At 36.6% G+C, this 17835-nt stretch carries 13 protein-coding genes; all 13 read right to left on the minus strand.

What is annotated here, in order from left to right; translation table 11 throughout:
- Positions 1 to 24: 24 nt before the first annotated feature.
- Positions 25 to 1149 (minus strand): WxLIP family cell surface protein, encoded by a 1125-nt coding sequence (locus BCR26_RS17500; RefSeq protein WP_069700244.1) that lies wholly within the window; start codon positions 1147 to 1149, stop codon positions 25 to 27.
- 88 nt (positions 1150 to 1237) lie between these two features.
- Positions 1238 to 2035, minus strand: coding sequence for a WxL domain-containing protein (locus BCR26_RS17505; RefSeq protein WP_069700245.1), 798 nt, complete (start codon positions 2033 to 2035; stop codon positions 1238 to 1240).
- A gap of 28 nt (positions 2036 to 2063) precedes the next feature.
- A complete protein-coding gene (locus BCR26_RS17510) occupies positions 2064 to 2861 on the minus strand; it encodes a WxL domain-containing protein (protein WP_069700246.1) in 798 nt (265 codons plus the stop codon).
- A gap of 4 nt (positions 2862 to 2865) precedes the next feature.
- Positions 2866 to 3192 (minus strand): LPXTG cell wall anchor domain-containing protein, encoded by a 327-nt coding sequence (locus BCR26_RS17515; protein WP_069700247.1) that lies wholly within the window; start codon positions 3190 to 3192, stop codon positions 2866 to 2868.
- 24 nt (positions 3193 to 3216) lie between these two features.
- A complete protein-coding gene (locus tag BCR26_RS17520; protein ID WP_084387196.1) occupies positions 3217 to 6633 on the minus strand; it encodes a pectate lyase-like adhesive domain-containing protein in 3417 nt (1138 codons plus the stop codon).
- An 88-nt stretch (positions 6634 to 6721) separates the two neighbouring features.
- Entirely contained in the window at positions 6722 to 7435 is a 714-nt protein-coding gene (locus tag BCR26_RS17525) for a winged helix-turn-helix domain-containing protein (protein ID WP_084387197.1), read from the minus strand.
- A gap of 469 nt (positions 7436 to 7904) precedes the next feature.
- Positions 7905 to 8999 (minus strand): tyrosine-type recombinase/integrase, encoded by a 1095-nt coding sequence (locus BCR26_RS17530; protein WP_069700250.1) that lies wholly within the window; start codon positions 8997 to 8999, stop codon positions 7905 to 7907.
- 563 nt (positions 9000 to 9562) lie between these two features.
- Positions 9563 to 11710, minus strand: a complete 2148-nt coding sequence (gene pknB, locus BCR26_RS17535) for a Stk1 family PASTA domain-containing Ser/Thr kinase (protein ID WP_084387198.1) — start codon at positions 11708 to 11710, stop codon at positions 9563 to 9565.
- A complete protein-coding gene (locus BCR26_RS17540) occupies positions 11707 to 12456 on the minus strand; it encodes a Stp1/IreP family PP2C-type Ser/Thr phosphatase (RefSeq protein ID WP_069700251.1) in 750 nt (249 codons plus the stop codon). Before BCR26_RS17540 ends, pknB begins: the two co-directional genes overlap by 4 nt.
- 15 nt (positions 12457 to 12471) lie before the next feature.
- Positions 12472 to 13836 carry a 16S rRNA (cytosine(967)-C(5))-methyltransferase RsmB gene (gene rsmB, locus BCR26_RS17545; protein WP_069700252.1) on the minus strand — a complete coding sequence of 455 codons (1365 nt, stop codon included), beginning with the start codon at positions 13834 to 13836 and terminating at the stop codon, positions 12472 to 12474.
- 1 nt (position 13837) lies between these two features.
- On the minus strand, positions 13838 to 14779 hold the full coding sequence (fmt, locus tag BCR26_RS17550) for a methionyl-tRNA formyltransferase (protein ID WP_069700253.1): 942 nt from the start codon (positions 14777 to 14779) through the stop codon (positions 13838 to 13840).
- The gene (gene def, locus BCR26_RS17555) at positions 14772 to 15266 is read right to left on the minus strand and encodes a peptide deformylase (protein ID WP_069700254.1); all 495 of its coding nucleotides are present in this window, start codon (positions 15264 to 15266) and stop codon (positions 14772 to 14774) included. The genes fmt and def overlap by 8 nt, the downstream gene beginning before the upstream one ends.
- Positions 15267 to 15296: 30 nt before the next feature.
- A complete protein-coding gene (priA, locus tag BCR26_RS17560; protein WP_069700255.1) occupies positions 15297 to 17729 on the minus strand; it encodes a primosomal protein N' in 2433 nt (810 codons plus the stop codon).
- Positions 17730 to 17835 lie beyond the last annotated feature (106 nt).

A 17835-nucleotide genomic window follows, 5' to 3' on the forward strand; every position in this document is an offset into this window, starting at 1 on the left:
CCTGTTTAACTAAGTTCAATCTCCTTATTTCGGAGTAGAATGTTTCTTTCTTTTTTGCTGTTTGTTTTTAGCTTTGTTCTTTAATTTCTTCTTTTGATTATTTTTCTTTAAAAACAGTCGAATAAAAAGGAATACTACAATCACTAAGGTAACGATTCCGCCGATAATAAGTCCAATTAATTTCCAGTCTATCCCTCGTTCTTGATCCAAACCTACCGCCTCATTATTAAATTTTTCAGCTTCTTCTTTTGTAATGCTAAACGTTCCGTTCCATTCCCAGCGCTTATCTCCTGATGTCGCTAAAACATGTGCACGATAATTTCCAGCTTTCATTGCTTGTCCGTCCATGCTGACAGGGAAGTTCAACAATGAATTTGGTGCCATTCTCATTTTTATTTTTTTTGACTCATAAAGAACTTCATCACTTTTTTCTCCCAAGATTTGAGCCTCTACATTTAACTCCTCCATAATAGTCGCTTGTTTATTCCCTAAATCAATCACAATTGTGTTTCGAAAATCTGGTGTTGCTCCGTAAGCTTTTACAAAATGTATGTCTAATGGTAATTCTTTATCCGTTTCTTTTAAGCGCATTCCTATAACATAGGCATATTTGTTAATAACCATCGTACCTTTGTTCTCATCATTTTTCTTTGCTTCTTCTTTTCTTTGTAATTGAATGCCACCTAGTATAATCCCATCAAATTCTGTTTCTGGCATTGCAATCTCTAATTTCAAACTTTCTTCTGTTTCTGGTTTTAATGTAACTGACTCAGGACCTTTGACTAGATCTGTAAATTTGAATTTCATCGATTTATCATCCGATAATTTGTTAGGCCCATACTCAATCACACCATTAGGATTTGTTTTCGCGCCGTTTATCTTAACATTTACGGTTAAGTCTTCCTTACTATGATTCTTTAGTTTGATTTCTACTGTTTGTTTTTGCCCTGGAGTCATCTTCAAATCAAAAAAACCTGATTCTTTATTTTGATTATCTGGATGAATCACTTGATATGTAAAACCAGAAGCATCCGATTCATTTGCACCGTTACTCGTTTGGCTCTCCTCGGCATATGTATAAACTCCTCCAAAAACTATGCTAATTATCAATGCTAAAAATGTGAATTTTACACCGTCTTTTTTCTTCATCTTCTCTTTCCTTTCAAAAAAATCGAGCACTAATCAGTTAGTGCCTTAATTAGTGCTCAATCATTTTTTTCTATTTTGATGAACTATTTTATGGCGTTTCTGAAATTGACCATAGAACTTCTGCTGTGTACGCTGCTTTTGTTTTAATTGCTTTTCCTGGAACGTACAATTGAACAGAACCATTTTCAATTAAGTTAGTATCTGTTGCATTAGGTGTTCCAGTTGAATCTGTTGCAGTTCCACCAGCATAGCCAGCACTGTTACCAAATTCAACAGTAAATGTACCAAATCCTTTAGTGGCTGCATCCGTTGCCATTACATCTACTTCATTTCCACTTTCAGTTAAAGTGAAAGATGAAGCACCAGTACCTAATTTTGGAAATAGATCTTTATCTGTACCTGCACCATTAATTAATGGATTTGTATACGTCAAAGTGGATCCTGCTAATACATTCGTACCTGCTGTGAATTGTTTCGTCATTTTAGCGCTCAATTTCCAAGCAGTACGATTATCAATCCGTTTGTCAGTCACTTGAACGAAGTTTCCACGAGTTCCTTTTACTGTGCCATTTTCTTTCACTGTCACCTGTTTAGCAAAATAGGTTTGGTCAGTCGTTACCGCTTTTTGTTGCATAAATTCAAGGTTTGTCACAGCATCAACTGATAAAGTTCCCCCATCAGGATTGACTACAATGGGTTCTTCTGGATCTACTGGTTTACCAGGATCTTCTGGGTCTGTTGGTGGATTTGTTCCATTATCCTCAATGTATTCAATATGTCCTTCACTTTTCAGACTCGTCGGGACTGCACTCGCTGTTATCGGCAAAGCAAAGTTTGCTGCTAAAATTGCTAATAGAGCTGTTGTACCTAATACTTTCTTTTTCATTTGTTTATTCCTCCAATTTGTTTTTTATCTATGGCAACTCAGCTAATAGCCAAGTTATCACCGTTTGGTAGTTTCCTGGTTTCACATCCGTGGAACGAGGCATAAAAAAGTTTACTGCATTATTTTCATAAACTTGCTTGTTTTCAAAATTAGGATCCACAACGGCCATACCTGATTTATCAGTAACAGGTTTTAACGTTGAACTGAGTCCGGCATCGTTTTCCTCTGATGCGCCAAATTCAATTGACCAAGTACCATACCCTTTATTTTTTTCTGCAGTTGCAAGATCATAAGTCATCCCAATCTTATCTAATTTAATGACATCCGTTTGCAGGCTAGGGGCGTACTCCTTATCTAAAATTGAATTCGCCCATAGTTTATCTAATGAAATATAGGCACCTTTTATGGAATCTCCTTTATTTGAAGTAAACATTGATTCTTGACGAACTTGCAATTTCCAACCGTCTCCAGTTGCCCGGCTATCTGTCACTTGAATAAAATTTCCACGCGCCTTTGTCGTTCCGTGAAATAGCTGAGCATGAGCTGGGTAGCTTTGCTCTTTTTTTGGCACTTTATTTCGACCAAAATTTAATTTTGGGACAAAATCTATTCGTAAATATCCTACTGTTGAAGGTGTTGGACCTGGATCAACCGGATGAATAGGCTTCTCAGGATCAACTATTTCAGTTGGCTGCAGGGACGCATCAAACTGAACGTTTCCTTGCGTAGGGAGGCTATTTGTTTCAGCAAAAGCTGGATGACTTTGACCGATTCCTATCAAAAAAAGGATACTGAAAGAAAATAATAAATGTTTAGCGTGTCTCATCTACTCACTCCTCCTTTTCTTTGCGACTTTTAATAACAGAGAAAAGGAATATAATCATCACTAATACAGCGCCACTGATTGCTAGAGATCTTTTCACTACTTCCCCTGTATTAGGATATTTCCCTTTTGAACTTGGTTTGGTACCTATTGACGAAAAGGTTACCTCTTCTGAACTAGACGCTGATGGTTCCGATTCATCAACATAAAATTCAATTCCAGCGCCTTGCCCAACTTGTCCACCTTCTGTTGCAACGCTAACTATTGGCTGTAGGAATAAAAACACACCAACAGAGATAGATAAAAAACAGACTAAAAAATGTTTTAACTTCATAGGCTGATCGCCTCCTTCTCTGTTTTATGGTGCATCTGTTAGTTCCCACTCAATGACTGCCTTATACTTCCCAGAGGATTTCACTTCCCCACTATCTGTTTGAAGTTTCAACCCATCACCTGATTCAGACCAAGTACTATTTACTTTGTATGGTGTATTATCTAAGTTCGTGTTGCGAGCAATTTCTTCAGCACCGGAGCTTAAGATGATCTCTTTTCCTTTGTAAACATAGCGTAAAGCCCCTGAAATTGTATTTTCCCCATTGGATAGCGGATTCGATATACGAGCCGTTAAACGCCAAGGTTTTCTACTTGCTCGACTATCTTGAATTGTTAAGTCTCCTTGCACAGCTGTCGGCTGATTCACTCGTTGCATTTTCGGTGTTACTTTTTGTGTACCAAAATCAATTACAGTAGGCGCTGAAACAAATTCTAAAACACCAAACACAGTTCCCCCAGGGTTATTCACAGCAAGGGTTTCCGCTTCATATATTTCATGGTCTTTGTCAGGATTTTCCGGCCCTGGCACAAATATACCTGATTCTCTTGGTGATTCCCCAATCGCTTTCGCTTTGTTCGTAACGGTTGTTCCGACTGCTTTTTGTGTTACAGTCACTTTAAACGTAACGGTAGCTGACTCTCCAGTTGCTAAATCACCAATAGTAAAGAGTAAATCCCCATTCCCAGTCGGATTATACACATAGCTGCCGTCGACTGGATCAAGATCATTGATTTTAATACCAGTATCTGTACTATCAAAACTAGTGCCTATAGGTATAGCATCTTTTATCTTCACATTTTTCCAAACAGTTTTATAAGGAGCTGGTTTATTATTCGTTGCAGTTATTCGATAAAATAAGATATCGCCAACTTGTGTGTTATTTACCTCAACATTTTCTCGATAAGATTTAACTGTTTTTTCCACTTTAGGTTTATCTGGTAAAACATCTTTAACTGTATATTTTGTTGCCGCCTTAAACACAGCATCTCGATAGGTGAGATCTGAGGTTGGATTAATATTTCCAGTTGCCGTATTTGTGATTGGAGCTGCTGGATTAAGTTTGAGATCTATCTTTGGCGCATTATCTTCTAGAAAAATTTGGACAGTATCTCCTGCATTTAAGTATTTTGGAAGATTATATTGCCATGATCCATCGTCATTAACCACTCCAACTTCTACTTGTTTTATACCGTTAATATTTACATAAATTTTTGCTTTTGCCTCTGCTCCAGTACCTGTTAATTGCTTGGTCGCATTCGTTACTTCTCCAGCAGTCACTTTTGCTGGTTCTGGGGGAGTGACATCTAACACTATCGTTGCTGTCTCTTCCCCTACACGGTAAGGCTTCAATTCATTGTTTACTATCGTTGCACGATAAGGTGTTCCTAACATATTTTGATTAGCAATTTGGAAGCCAGCTATCTCATGATTTGCTTTGTTCCAATGAACATAGCCGTCACTTTCACTTACACTAGTGTATTGATTACCAAGAGTATCTTTAAAATCAATGTATGCTTTTCTTATATTATCTGCGTAAAGTGGTTTTACTTTTGCATTTCCGTCTTCATCGAAGGGATCACTTCCGCCAACAGCGGTATACCCAAGTAAAACTTGACCTCGTTGACGATAATCTGCATCAGTTACTGGTGTCCATATTAATTCAGGTATGCTATTCATGCCTGAAATACGTTTGATTGTCGGACGAGTATACTGGATAGAAAGGCTTGGATCAGTACTACTAACCCCGCCATTTGACGATGCATTTGTCACAGTAAAATTCCCAACATTCGAATAATCGTAAGTAGGCGCTCCATCCATCCCAGCTTGGTTATTCCACAAAGAAATATCTGAATTTTTCACAATAAATTGATTCGTTCCTCTATTATCAGATTCATCTGCTAGAAAAGCATTGGTGGCTGCGGTACTATTGTACATATTCCTAATATCAAACGTTTCAGGACTATCTAAAATGAACTGATTCCCTTTTGATCGACTGCTCACATTATAAGAAATAACCCCACTATTGCTATTTCCTACAATAAATACATTAGATTTTGGCTTAAACTCATATTTCGTGTTCGTAGGATTCCCCTGTGATCCTGAGTTAATTGAATGGACTGCACCAAATTGAACGGTTGGTCTACTCCCCGCACGAGAAAGTAAATTTACAGTTGATCCTTCTTCCGCTGTAAAACTTGCGTTATCTACATTGAAATAAGCTGCTGAACCCGGCATGTTCGCATTATAAGTAGCATTTTTACCAATATTTATTTCATCGAAAAGATTATAGACTGCTGGATAGCTGGTTCCTGAAGCAGTATAATTTAAATATACAAACCCACTTTCCCCAACATCAAATCTTCTTGTACCAGTACATTGACCGTTATCATTTACACCGGTATTGTCAATGAACCAAACGACGGAATAATCATAATCTGCATTTGTCCCTTTATAAAAAGTAAAAGGTTCGATTGACATTCCACCAGTGTAAAAATTTTCTGCACCTGTGATAATCGTGTTATAACCATACATACTTATTTCCGCACGGTTCCCGCCAATTAGGCGACCGCCAATTCGCTGATTTTTACTCTTCTTACTTGCATCATATGGCGTATAAATATTCCCCACGCGATAACGCCACAAACCACGTTGCTGTCCATAATTCGGTCCAGGTCCCCATTCTCCTCTACCATTTACAAAAGACCAAGCGTTTCCTAAATCACCTTCGCGCGCACCATAGCCAGAATTGTTAGCAATCTGAATATCATGCATATGAAACACTGGTACGTCAGAAAATCTTTTCCCAAAAGCGGTCTGAGAAGTTAAGTCATCCACATTAATTGAACTGTTTTTCATTTCAAGTAGAAAACCTTGCCCGTCAATTTCAATGGATTCTGTTCTTTTTAAACTAGTATTCCCACCATTTGTGCCACTAGTCGGTTTGATTATGTTCCCCTCTAGAATAATTTTTGACACTGCATTATTTTCATAAGCCGCTTTGAATCCAGTAAAATCAAAGACGCGGACAACATTTGTTTCTGGTCGAAAATTATACTTTGTATTCCAAGCAATATTTTGTTGCCTATTTAATGCAGCATATTTTGCTTGATACTCAGCATCAGTCATACTACCTGTAATTTTTCCATTTGCTGCTTTTGAAGATAAATAAGCGCCATCCATATACGCTTCCATCTGAGGAACCGTAATATTTTCTTGTTGATGCAATTCTTCCTCTGTTTTTGGTAAAGAACGCAATTCAGGATCAAAACTAGAGAATGTTTCCTTCTCACTGGACTGTATCGCAGAGTCTCCTTCAGAAGCTTTAATAGTATTTTCTCCTAAAAATATAGTTGTAAAAACAACAATTAGACTAAATACAATGAAAAAAAATAAATACGACCTTTTTCTAAATTTCATTTTCCCAACCCCTTTGTTAGTCATTCTTTTTCATATTAATTTGCTAGACTTCTTTCAACTTATTCATTTTTTCCAAAAGAGCTATAGTTAAGCATTCTTTTTCTATACTAATTTAGATATTTAACCTGTAACCTTTTGACCGGACTGTTTCGATGCACTTACTATTTTTTGCATTATGTTCTAATTTTTTACGTATATGAAAAATTGTATTTGCTACTCTATATTTTTTACCTGTTGCATTATCATTCCAAATTTTTTCGTAAATTTTCTCATAGGAAACAGTTTTTTTCAGATTTCGATAGAGCAATTCAAGCATTTGATATTCTAACTTTGTCAACGAAATTTCGTTATTATCGATATAAAGACTCAAATTTACTGGATTTAGCTCAAAAATATCTCCATCTTTTTTTTGCTGTTCCTGAAATTGATTTCTTGCAACAGATAGCTTATCTAGTGCATTCTTAAGAATGATAGAAAACTCACCCGTATCTGTCGTTGCATCTTTAATTCCATTTACCCCAAGATGTAAACAAACTGTTCGTGTGGTTTTATCAATGATTTCAGAAGAGGACACTATAAAAGTTAACATACCGGGGATTTTTTTAACTTCTAATAATAATTGCAATATGTACGGTAACTCGGTAGTCTTTTGAACTTCAATTAAAAGGGCTTTGTGTTTCGTAAACCTTTCAATATCTTTAACATCCAACTGCTTCACTTTATATTTAGCATTCGTTTTGAATAATGTTAAATATTCATCCTTCCATACGTTGTTTAATGAAATGTATCCAACTTTGTGCATTTCTCTTTCTCCTTGCTTTTTCATTTTAATCCCACTGCTTATAGCTAAAAAGATAGTTTTTTTTATTCTTTTAAAACCTTTTTACTATCTCTATACTCAAAAAAATAGTAAAATAGAAAAGTGCGAAAAATGCTACATTATGCTTTCAAAAACAAAAGAATGAATCCAGCCACATGTTTATTTACTCTGAACTCACTAATAATTGAACATAGAAACAGCAAAAATTCTGTATCATGTTTTTAGTTAGAACATGAAAATGTATTAAATGAGTGATTATACTAGACTTTAATAGAAGCTGACGACGCAATTGACGGCTTAAAAATAATTTCTAAGCTAAAATGTTTATAGTTACTTTTTAATCTAACTGGTATTTCTTAAAAATAATGAAACTCACTTTGTTTAATAAAAAAAGTACTTTTAGACACATTCTGCTGCGAACTATATAATAAATAATCCATAAAAATTACTAGAATAGATCAAATAGCCTCACTTTTTAAAGTGAGGCTATTTGATCTATTGCTTTTCTTTCGTCGGATTCAAAAGAATGAGTATATATATCTAGTGTCATTTTTGTTGAGCTGTGACCTAATAAAGAGCTAATACTTGTAATTTTTACCCCCAATTCCAAACATCTCGTTGCAAAGCTGTGTCGCAATACATGAAATGTGGCCTCTTCTATGTTCGCTTCTTTAGCAATACGATTAAAATGATACGTCAATAACCTAGGCTCTAAGGGGTGATCCTTCTGTCCAAACACATATTCACTTTCACTGTTCCTTTGTAATTTATTTAAGCTGTCCATTAAGCTTTTCGATAACGGAATGGTTCTTTCAGAAGAAGGTGTTTTAGGCTTTTGTTCCAACAAGCTAGTATGCCCATCACCAGTAGCTAGACGTTGGATAGTTCTCTTAACTTTTATTTTTTTGTTTACAAAGTCAATATCTACCCATTTCAGCCCACAGATTTCTCCAATTCTCATTCCAGTACCTAGTGCTAAAATAATAGGCAATCCTTTGGAATCTTGCGAAGCAATTTTTTTTATACGTTTTTGTTCTTCAAGACTTAACGCTTTTCCTTTATTCCTTACCAATTTAGGTAAAATAATTCCTTCAGTAGGATCTATAAATATTTTCGACTCACTTAGGGCTTGTTTCATACATGTTCTCAGCACTCTAAAAATAGCATGCACAGATCCTGCAGCTAAAATGTTTTCTAATCGATAAATCAGCTCTTGGATATCTTCTGCATTTATTTTTATCAATGGTTTATTGCCCAAGCTAGGTAGTAAGTGCGTTTTCACTTTACTTTCGTAACTTATAAACGTGCTTCTCTTCACTCTGGGAGCAACCACCGAGGTTAACCAGTAGTCTGACCATGCTTCAAAATTCCCACTAAAGTGATTTTGATGTGTTTTTTTATAATCTTCTTGCGTTCTAAAAATCATAATCATTTGATCTTTTACTTCTCGATATTTTTTTCCATAAATATATCCATAATATATTTTTCCATCTTTTTTTCTCCCTTTTATGTAGCGGCCTTCCCAGCGACCATCTTTTCTTTTGTATATGTTTTCACCTTTCCGTGGCATAATTCTCCTCCTCTAATCATTTCTGTTTCTGACGGCGAAACTGACGGCGAATAAAATACAAGCAATTTTACATCTTTCTATACAGCCAAATATAAATGATAAATACTATTCTGCCTCTCCGAAGGACAAGTTTGATATAACAGTAAGCGAGCCCTACTTCACAGTGTTTTCTTTACTTGTTAATAAAATAAAATGTGTTATTGACAAACAAAGGCTTAAGATATATCATTGTCTTATAACGATAATAGTTCTTTTTTTTACCATAAAAACAAGTATTTCGATATAAAAAAGATTTTCATGTTCTAACTAAGAACATGAAATTTTTTATTTTTGGTAAAACAGACTTTATCAACAATCGAACCTGATAACATTCTATAAGAAAACAAATGTTATTTTTTACATAAATTTATTCAAAATAGAAATTATGTAAAAATTAAAGTAAAAATGAACTTCACTACATTTATGTCGCAAGAAAAAAGTCAACTACCCTATTAAATAATGGTTTTAGTAAAAAAAGTTGCCAAAACGAATATTCGTTTTGACAACTTTTTTAGTCAACTATTTTAATTTTTAAAGTCTGGTCCACCACTAACAATTAGTTTTATCTGAGTTGCTTTAGGATCTATTTTAGTCCCAGCACTTGGCTCTTGACTAATAACGGTACCTACTGGAGTGTTACTTTGAGTTGTCTCTTGCTTAATCAAACTATCTGAAATCCCAGCATTCACCAACTTACGTACGGCTTCTTCATACATACTGTTATTAACATCCGGCATGGTAACTTTCTCCGATCCCTTACTAACTGTCAAGGTGATTTTTCCAGTTTTCGGATCAACCGCAGCCCCGCCTTCTGGGCTTTGAGAAATAACAATCCCACTGTCATAGTCACTAAACTCTTCAATCTTTGTAATTTGACTTTCTTTGAAACCTAAACCAATTAGCGCATTAACCGCTGAACTATAGCTTCCTTCTACATAGTAACCGATTGTCGATTTATCCGATCCTTTACTGACAGTTAACGTAATTTTCCCTGTCTTAGGATTCACTGCTGTTCCAGCAGCTGGATTTTGTGAGATAACCGCACCTTTTTCTACTTGATCGCTTACTTGTTCTACCCGATTTATTTGGCTTTCTTTAATACCAAGGGATGTTAATGCAAAGACCGCATTTTCATAAGAATACCCTGCATAATTCTCTATGACTACTTTTTCTGGACCTGTACTATAAACCAATGTAATAGTATCCGTTTTAGGATCTACTTCTTCCCCTTTTTCGGGCGTTTGTCTAATCACTTTATTCTCGTCTACTTCTAGACTTGTTTCTTTTTCAAACTTTATATTACTTTCTAAGAAGCCATTTTTTTTCAATGCATCGACTGCATCTTTATAATTTTCTCCAGTGTAATCATCCATTTTTATTTTTTTAGTTCCTGTACTTATATAGAGTGTGACTTCTTTCTTTTTCACGACAGAATTGGCTTCTGGATCTGTTTTTACAACTTTCCCTTCTGCAATTGTATCATCGGGAATTTCTTTCTTCTCAGGTGCTACCTTTAAATCCGCATCTTCTAATATTTTGATTGCTTCAGCTTCTGTTTTGTCCGAAACATCTGGGATTTTAATTTCTCCATTACCACCTAATAAATATAGAGCACCTAAAACAAGCAAACCAACAAATAGTAAAGCTAAAATAATAAACAATGGTTTTTTACTTCGCTTCTTTTTCTTTGCTTCTTTTTCTCCCGGTACTTCTTCAGGTTCCATAGCTTCTTCCGGTACTTCCATATTTTGGAAAGAAGAAGGCATTGGGGTTTCATCTGTAATTGGGGTTAGAATCTTTGTCTCACCTAGTAGCCCTGTTGGTTGCCAAACAGGCTCATTTAAACGATTCGCTGCCAAAACGGTATACAAGTCTTGGGACATTTCTTCTGCTGTTTTATAACGATCAGCTGGATCTTTTGTCGTAGCATGTAAAACAACATTTTCTAATGATTGTGGAATGTTTGGGTCTTTTATTTTTACAGAAGGAATCTCTTCTTGAAAATGTTTTAAGGCTATTGTTACCGCAGATTCCCCATCAAAAGGAACATTTCCCGTTAAAATTTCATACAAAATGATTCCAACGGCATAAATATCTGATTGATTAGTGGCCATGCTTCCTCTAGCTTGTTCTGGCGATAGGTAATGAACTGACCCTAACATTGTATTGGTTTGTGTAATTGATGTTTCTGATAACGCGATGGCTATTCCAAAATCGGTAATTTTTACAACACCATTTTCGTCAATTAAAATGTTCTGTGGTTTTAAATCACGATGAATAATCCGATGTTCATGAGCGAGTGATACCGCAGATAAAATTTGTTCCATAATATCAACAACGGTCGGATAAGCAATTGGATAATTAGATTGGATATATCGTTTTAAATCCATTCCCCGTACATATTCCATTACGAGATATTGTAGACCAGCTTCTTCTCCTACATCATAAACACTGACGATATTCGGATGAACCAATTCACTAGCAGCTAAAGCTTCCCGTTGAAAGCGACGGATAGCAGATTGATCATTTTGAAAGTCAAACCTTAATACTTTTACCGCAACATCACGGTCCAAAATTAAATCGTGTGCTAAAAAGACATTTGCCATTCCGCCACTGCCGATATTACCGATAATATGATAACGACCATTTAATTTTTTCCCCAGCTCAATCATTGGTTCCCCTCCTTCTGTTCGTCAAAATGAATGACTAAAACGGTAATATTATCTAAGCCCCCAGCGTTGTTAGCTGAAGAAATCAATGTACTTACTTTTTCTTTTACTGGTTGATTGGAATTAATTGTCGTTAAAATTTCTTCTTCTGTAACCATATTTGTTAACCCATCTGAACATAGTAAAATGTAGTCATTCGGCACCCATAAATGGTTCGTTACATCAACTTCAACAGTACTTGGCATCCCTAGCGAACGAGTCAAAACATTTTTCCGAGGATGGTTCATGGCCATTTCCCGAGTGATTTCTCCTGATTTTACCAACTCATTCACTAACGAATGGTCCTCCGTCAATTGAAGTAACTCGTTATTACGCACTAAATAAGCTCGACTGTCACCGACATTCGCTAGTACAAAAGAGTTTTCTAAAAGAACCGCACTGACAATGGTTGTCCCCATTCCTAAAAATTCGTCTCGCGTCTGCCCTTTTTGGTAGATTACTTCATTTTCGTCTTGAATTCTTTTTATCAACCACTGTACTGCCTTCTCAGAAACAGTAATATCCGTCTTTCCCCAACTCATTCCAATGTTATTCACAGCCATTTTACTAGCAACATCCCCAGCTTGATGACCACCCATTCCATCCGCTAAAATCGCTAATTCAACTCCAGCCTTATTTTTAAACAAACCTGCGTAATCTTGATTCGTATTACGTTTTCGGCCTACATCTGTCTGAAAATTGATTTCCACTATGTTTCACCTCGTTTAACAAACTTTTTGCATGCAACAAATAAAGAATCCATCTGTCATTAGTTGATGAGGATACAACGTCAACATTTGTTCATGAATCGCTGTCTGAACTGCTTCCTCAACTTCGATATCGATTTTCTTAAATTCAGAATGTTTTTCTAAAAACGCTGCAATCACTTCTTGATTCTCTTCTTTGGCAATTGTACACGTGCTATAAACCATTATACCCCATTGTTTTAGCGTATGTGAAACACTTTCAAGAATTTCCAATTGAATTTTTGGCAATTGTTCAAAATCTTCTGGTACTTTATTGTACTTAATATCAGGTTTACGACGCATTAATCCTAAGCCTGAACAAGGAGCATCTACCAAAATCCGATCAAAATATTCTGCTGGAAACTCTTCTCCTACTTTACGAGCATCAAGCTTTTCAGTGTCCACAACTGCTTTCACATGAAGGCGTTCAGCATTTTGCTTAATTAATTTTATTTTATGGTCATGAATGTCTAGAGCTTTCACTCGTCCACCTTTGGACGCGTCTAGAAAGGTTGCAATATGAGCTGTTTTTCCACCTGGAGCGGCACACGCATCTAACACAACATGATTTTTTTCAATTTGCATCGCAGGAGCGACTAGCATAGAACTTTCATCTTGAATCGTTAGTTTTCCTGACGCAAACAAGTAATGTCCAGCTAAAAAGCCTTTTTCAGCAACCACACCATACGGAGAAACATTACTAGCAGAGGCTTCAATCCCAGCTACTTGTAATTCTTCAAGAGCTTCTAAAACACTAATTTCTCTTGTATCTACCCGACCACTGACATGACTTTTCTCAAATAGGGAAAGCCCTAATTTTCTCGTTTCATCCATACCTAATTGCTTTATTAATTTTTCTGTCAGCCATTGAGGCATACTAATTTCTACCGATAATCGTTCAACTGGATCAGAAATTTTTTCTAAGCTAGGTAAACCTTCACGTTGAAATGAACGAAGGACACCATTTACAAATTTACCAATACCGCTGTTCCCGCGATGTTTTCCAATTTCTACCGCTTCATTGATAACCGCATGATCTGGAATCTTATCTAAATAAATTAATTGATACATGGATAAGCTCAACAAATTTTTTACCCAATTATCTACTTTTTTCGGATTTTTAATAAAAGGAGTTAAATAATATTCTAAAAGTAATTTCCGACTAATTGTTCCGTAAACTAGTTCCGTAAAAAGACGGCTATCCTTTTCTCCTAAGTCTGACTTATTAATCATTTCATTTAATAGTAAGTTGGAATACGCGCCACCCTTGTCTACACGCTCAATGGTTTGTAGCGCGACATAACGAACAGAACGTTTCACTCTTGCTGGTATTTTTTTTCCCATATTAGCCCACCTTATCCGATTCTGTTACCATTTTTCCTACACCATTTAAAAAATCCTGAACGGCTAGTTTTCCTTTTCCTGATGGTTGTAAGACATTAACTGCTAAAAGTGTTCCTTGTCCACAAGCAATCCATAATTCTTTTTTACTACGTTTAACAATCGTTCCTGCTTCTGCTGCAGTTGTTTCAGTTAAAGGTGTAACCTCCCACAGTTTCCAGTTACTTTCTTGATAGGTTGTAAAAGCCGTTGGCCAAGGTCGCATCCCACGAACCTGATTATCGACTTCCTCTGCCGTTTTATGCCAATCTATCTGTTCCTGTTCTCTTGTAATGTTGGGTGAAAAAGTTACCTTAGTCTCATCTTGTGGAATAGGTGTAATCTCATTCGCTAAAATTTTAGGTAGCGTTTCTAGTAATAGTTCTTTTCCAACAAGACTTAAACGCTCAAACATAGTTCCTACATCATCATTTTTTGTAATCGGAATTGCTTTTTGAGAAAGAATGTCTCCAGCATCCATTTTTTTCACCATTTCCATAATCGTAACGCCTGTTTCCTTTTCACCGTTAATAATTGAATAGTGGACAGGTGCGCCACCACGGTATTTTGGCAACAATGAGGCATGAACATTAATCGCACCAAATTTAGGGGCTTGTAAGATTTTTTCTGGTAAAAATTGCCCAAATGCAGCTGTCACAATGATGTCTGGCGCCAACTCAATTACTTTTTCCATCTCAGGAGAACCCGAAATTTTTTCGGGTTGTAAAACAAGTAAATTATGCTTAAGAGCGGCTTCTTTTACTGGTGGCGGCGTTATCGTTTTTTTTCTCCCCACTGGGCGATCAGGCTGAGTCACAACAGCTAATACATCATATCCGGCTTCTAGTAAGCCTTCCAATACTGGAACTGAAAAAGCAGGGGTACCCATAAATACAATTTTAGTCATCAAAATGTTCCTCCATATATGCTTCTAAATCTTCTGGTTTCACGGGATCAATTATTTTATCAATAAAAAGTTCGCCATTTAAGTGATCAATCTCATGTTGGAACGCACGAGCTAAATAACCATAGGCCGTTACTTCAATCTCGTCTCCTTCACGATCAAAGTAGCGAACAGTCACTTCATCTGCCCGCTCTACTGTCCCATATGTTTCTGGAATACTTAAACAACCTTCTACATCAATATCTGTTCCTTGCTGGTCAATAATTTCAGGATTGATTAGTTCAAACAACCCCGTTTCTTCGTCTACTTCTACAACTGCAATTCGCAAACTTTTACCAATTTGTGGCGCAGCCAAACCAATACCATCATGTGCAATCATTGTTTCTCGCATATTGTCTAGTAAATCAACAATTTCATCAGTAATAACAGTCACTGGTTTCGCTTTTTGTTTTAAACGGTCATTTGGATAAATAACAATAGGATAACGCATAAATTCCTCTTTCTTCTCTGGAAGCATTTTTTAAATAAAATTCATTGGTTCTGCATCAATCGATAGCTTTAACCCTTGAGTGGTGGCACGTTGCGTATCTGTTAAGATCTTTTTCAAGATTCTCTGTAAGTTGGGTTCATTTTTGTATTTAATAATTACTTGGTAAAAATAGCGATTATTCACCCGCATAATCGCATTGGGTGTTGGGCCCAGTAAAATACTTTGATTAGACAAACCAGTTTTCAATTCCTTCACAATTTCATACATTTGTTTCGCTGCTTGTTGTTCTTCAGAATGACTGGCGGTAATTTGAACGGTAAAGTAAAAAGGTGGATAGTCTCCTACATGGCGAACTTGCATTTCCTTTTGATAAAAATCCTCGTAGTCCTGCGCTTTCGCCAATTGAATCGCATAATGTTCAGGATTAAAAGATTGTATGATTACCTCTCCAGGTTTTTCAGCTCGCCCAGCTCGCCCACTGACTTGAGTCAACAGCTGGAATGTTCGCTCACTTGAACGGAAATCGGGTAAATTCAACGCTGTATCAGCATTCAACACACCCACTAAAGTCACATTGGCAAAATCTAATCCTTTGGCAATCATTTGCGTGCCTAATAAGATATCGGCTTCGTGGTTACCAAATGCAGTTAAAATCTTCTCGTGTGCCCCTTTACGTCGAGTAGTATCTACATCCATTCGGAGAATCCGGCACTCAGGTATTAACGCTTGTAGTTCTTCTTCTACTTTCTGCGTTCCAGTACCATAGTAACGAATTTTATCACTGCCACAATTCCCACACCGATGGGGAATTCGCTCCTCATGTCCACAGTAATGACATTTCATCGTTTTCGTATCCATATGGAGCGTTAAAGAAATATCACAGTTTGGACAAGGTAAGACGTAACCACAGTCACGACACATCACAAAAGAAGAATAACCTCTTCGATTTAGCAACAGAACACTTTGCTCTTTTTTCTCCAAGCGCTCTTTAATTTTCTCTTGCAACGCTAAGGAAAAAGATGAATTATTTTTTTGCTGTATTTCTTTTCGCATATCGATGACATCAATCGTTGGTAAAGACGCTGATTGATTGGCTCTTTGCGTTAATAACAAACGCTGATAAACTTTCTTTTGCGCTCTGGCTCTTGATTCCAATGAAGGAGTGGCACTTCCTAAAACAATAGGACAGTGATGATGCTGACCACGCCAAATCGCCAAGTCTCTTGCATGATAACGAGGTGTTTCTTCTTGCTTATAACTAGCTTCATGTTCTTCATCAACAATGATGACCCCAAGATTTTCCAAGGGGGCAAAAATCGCTGAACGCGCACCAACAACAACTTGTGCTTCCCCGCGTTCAATTTTGCGCCACTCGTCATATTTTTCTCCTTGTGATAACCCACTATGCATCACTGCTACTTGTTCACCAAAACGACTTTTGAACCGATGAACCATTTGTGGGGTTAAAGAAATTTCAGGAACTAACATGATTGCTGTTTTTTCTTGGTTTAGCACTTCTGCTATCACTTGTAAGTAAACTTCAGTTTTCCCACTTCCCGTAATTCCTTCCAAGAGATACGTATCACTTTGCTTGTGGTTCATGGAATGAAGAATTGTATTTACTGCGATTTCTTGTTCATCATTCAGTGCTAGAGCCGTTGTTTTTTCAAATTCTTTATCAGCAAACGGATCTCGATACGTTTCTTTTTCAACAAAGGTCAGCCAATTGTTTTTCGCTGCCTCATTAAGGACGGCGGTTCTGAATCCTAATTCTTTCATTTCTTTCACGGCAACTTGTTGTTCAGTCCCCAAAGACTGCAAATAATTCAGTAATTGTTCTTTTTTCCGAGAGCCTTTTCTAAGTTCCTGTCTAGCCTCTTCTAATTGTTGAAAACTTTTGGCTGGTTGAATGAAGCGAACGGTTTTGACTTTATTTTTGGTATTGACCTCATAACGAATATCCACTTTCTGTTGCTTTCTTAACTGCATCATACGTGGCAATAAATCCCGCTCTACAGCATCTTCCCAAGCAATTTCTTCTAACCCATAAAATAGTTCATCTTGCAGATTCTCTTGCAATTCGTCAGTGATATATATGTATTTTCGATAGTCTGCCCGCATGACGCTTGGCAGCATCGTTTGTAAACAAGTGATTTTAAAGGCGAAGGTTTTTTCTTTCATATAATCTGCCAATTCTAGCAACTCACTATTCAAAACTGGTTTTAAATCTAATACCGATAAAATTTCTTTCCACTGAAATTCTTGAGTTGAAAGCTCTGCCTCAGAAGTTTCCCCAATCGCTAGGACAAACCCTTGTAAGTGACGATTCCCATTACCAAAAGGAACTTCCACCCGCATTCCAACACTCAGTTGTTGTTCTATTTTAGAAGGAATCAAATAAGTAAAAGGCTGATCCGTCTGCATCGCTAGAACATCAACAATTACTTGGGCTACTTTTCTCATATTCATTCCTCCATTCTCATCTTTTTTGCAAAATCTCTTTGCTTATTGTACTAAAGAAACCTTGGTTTGTCTTGTCGCCATTGTATTTATTATAGAAAATTAACGG

Origin of the sequence: Enterococcus rivorum (assembly GCF_001742285.1) — a bacterium.
Lineage (GTDB): Bacteria > Bacillota > Bacilli > Lactobacillales > Enterococcaceae > Enterococcus_L > Enterococcus_L rivorum.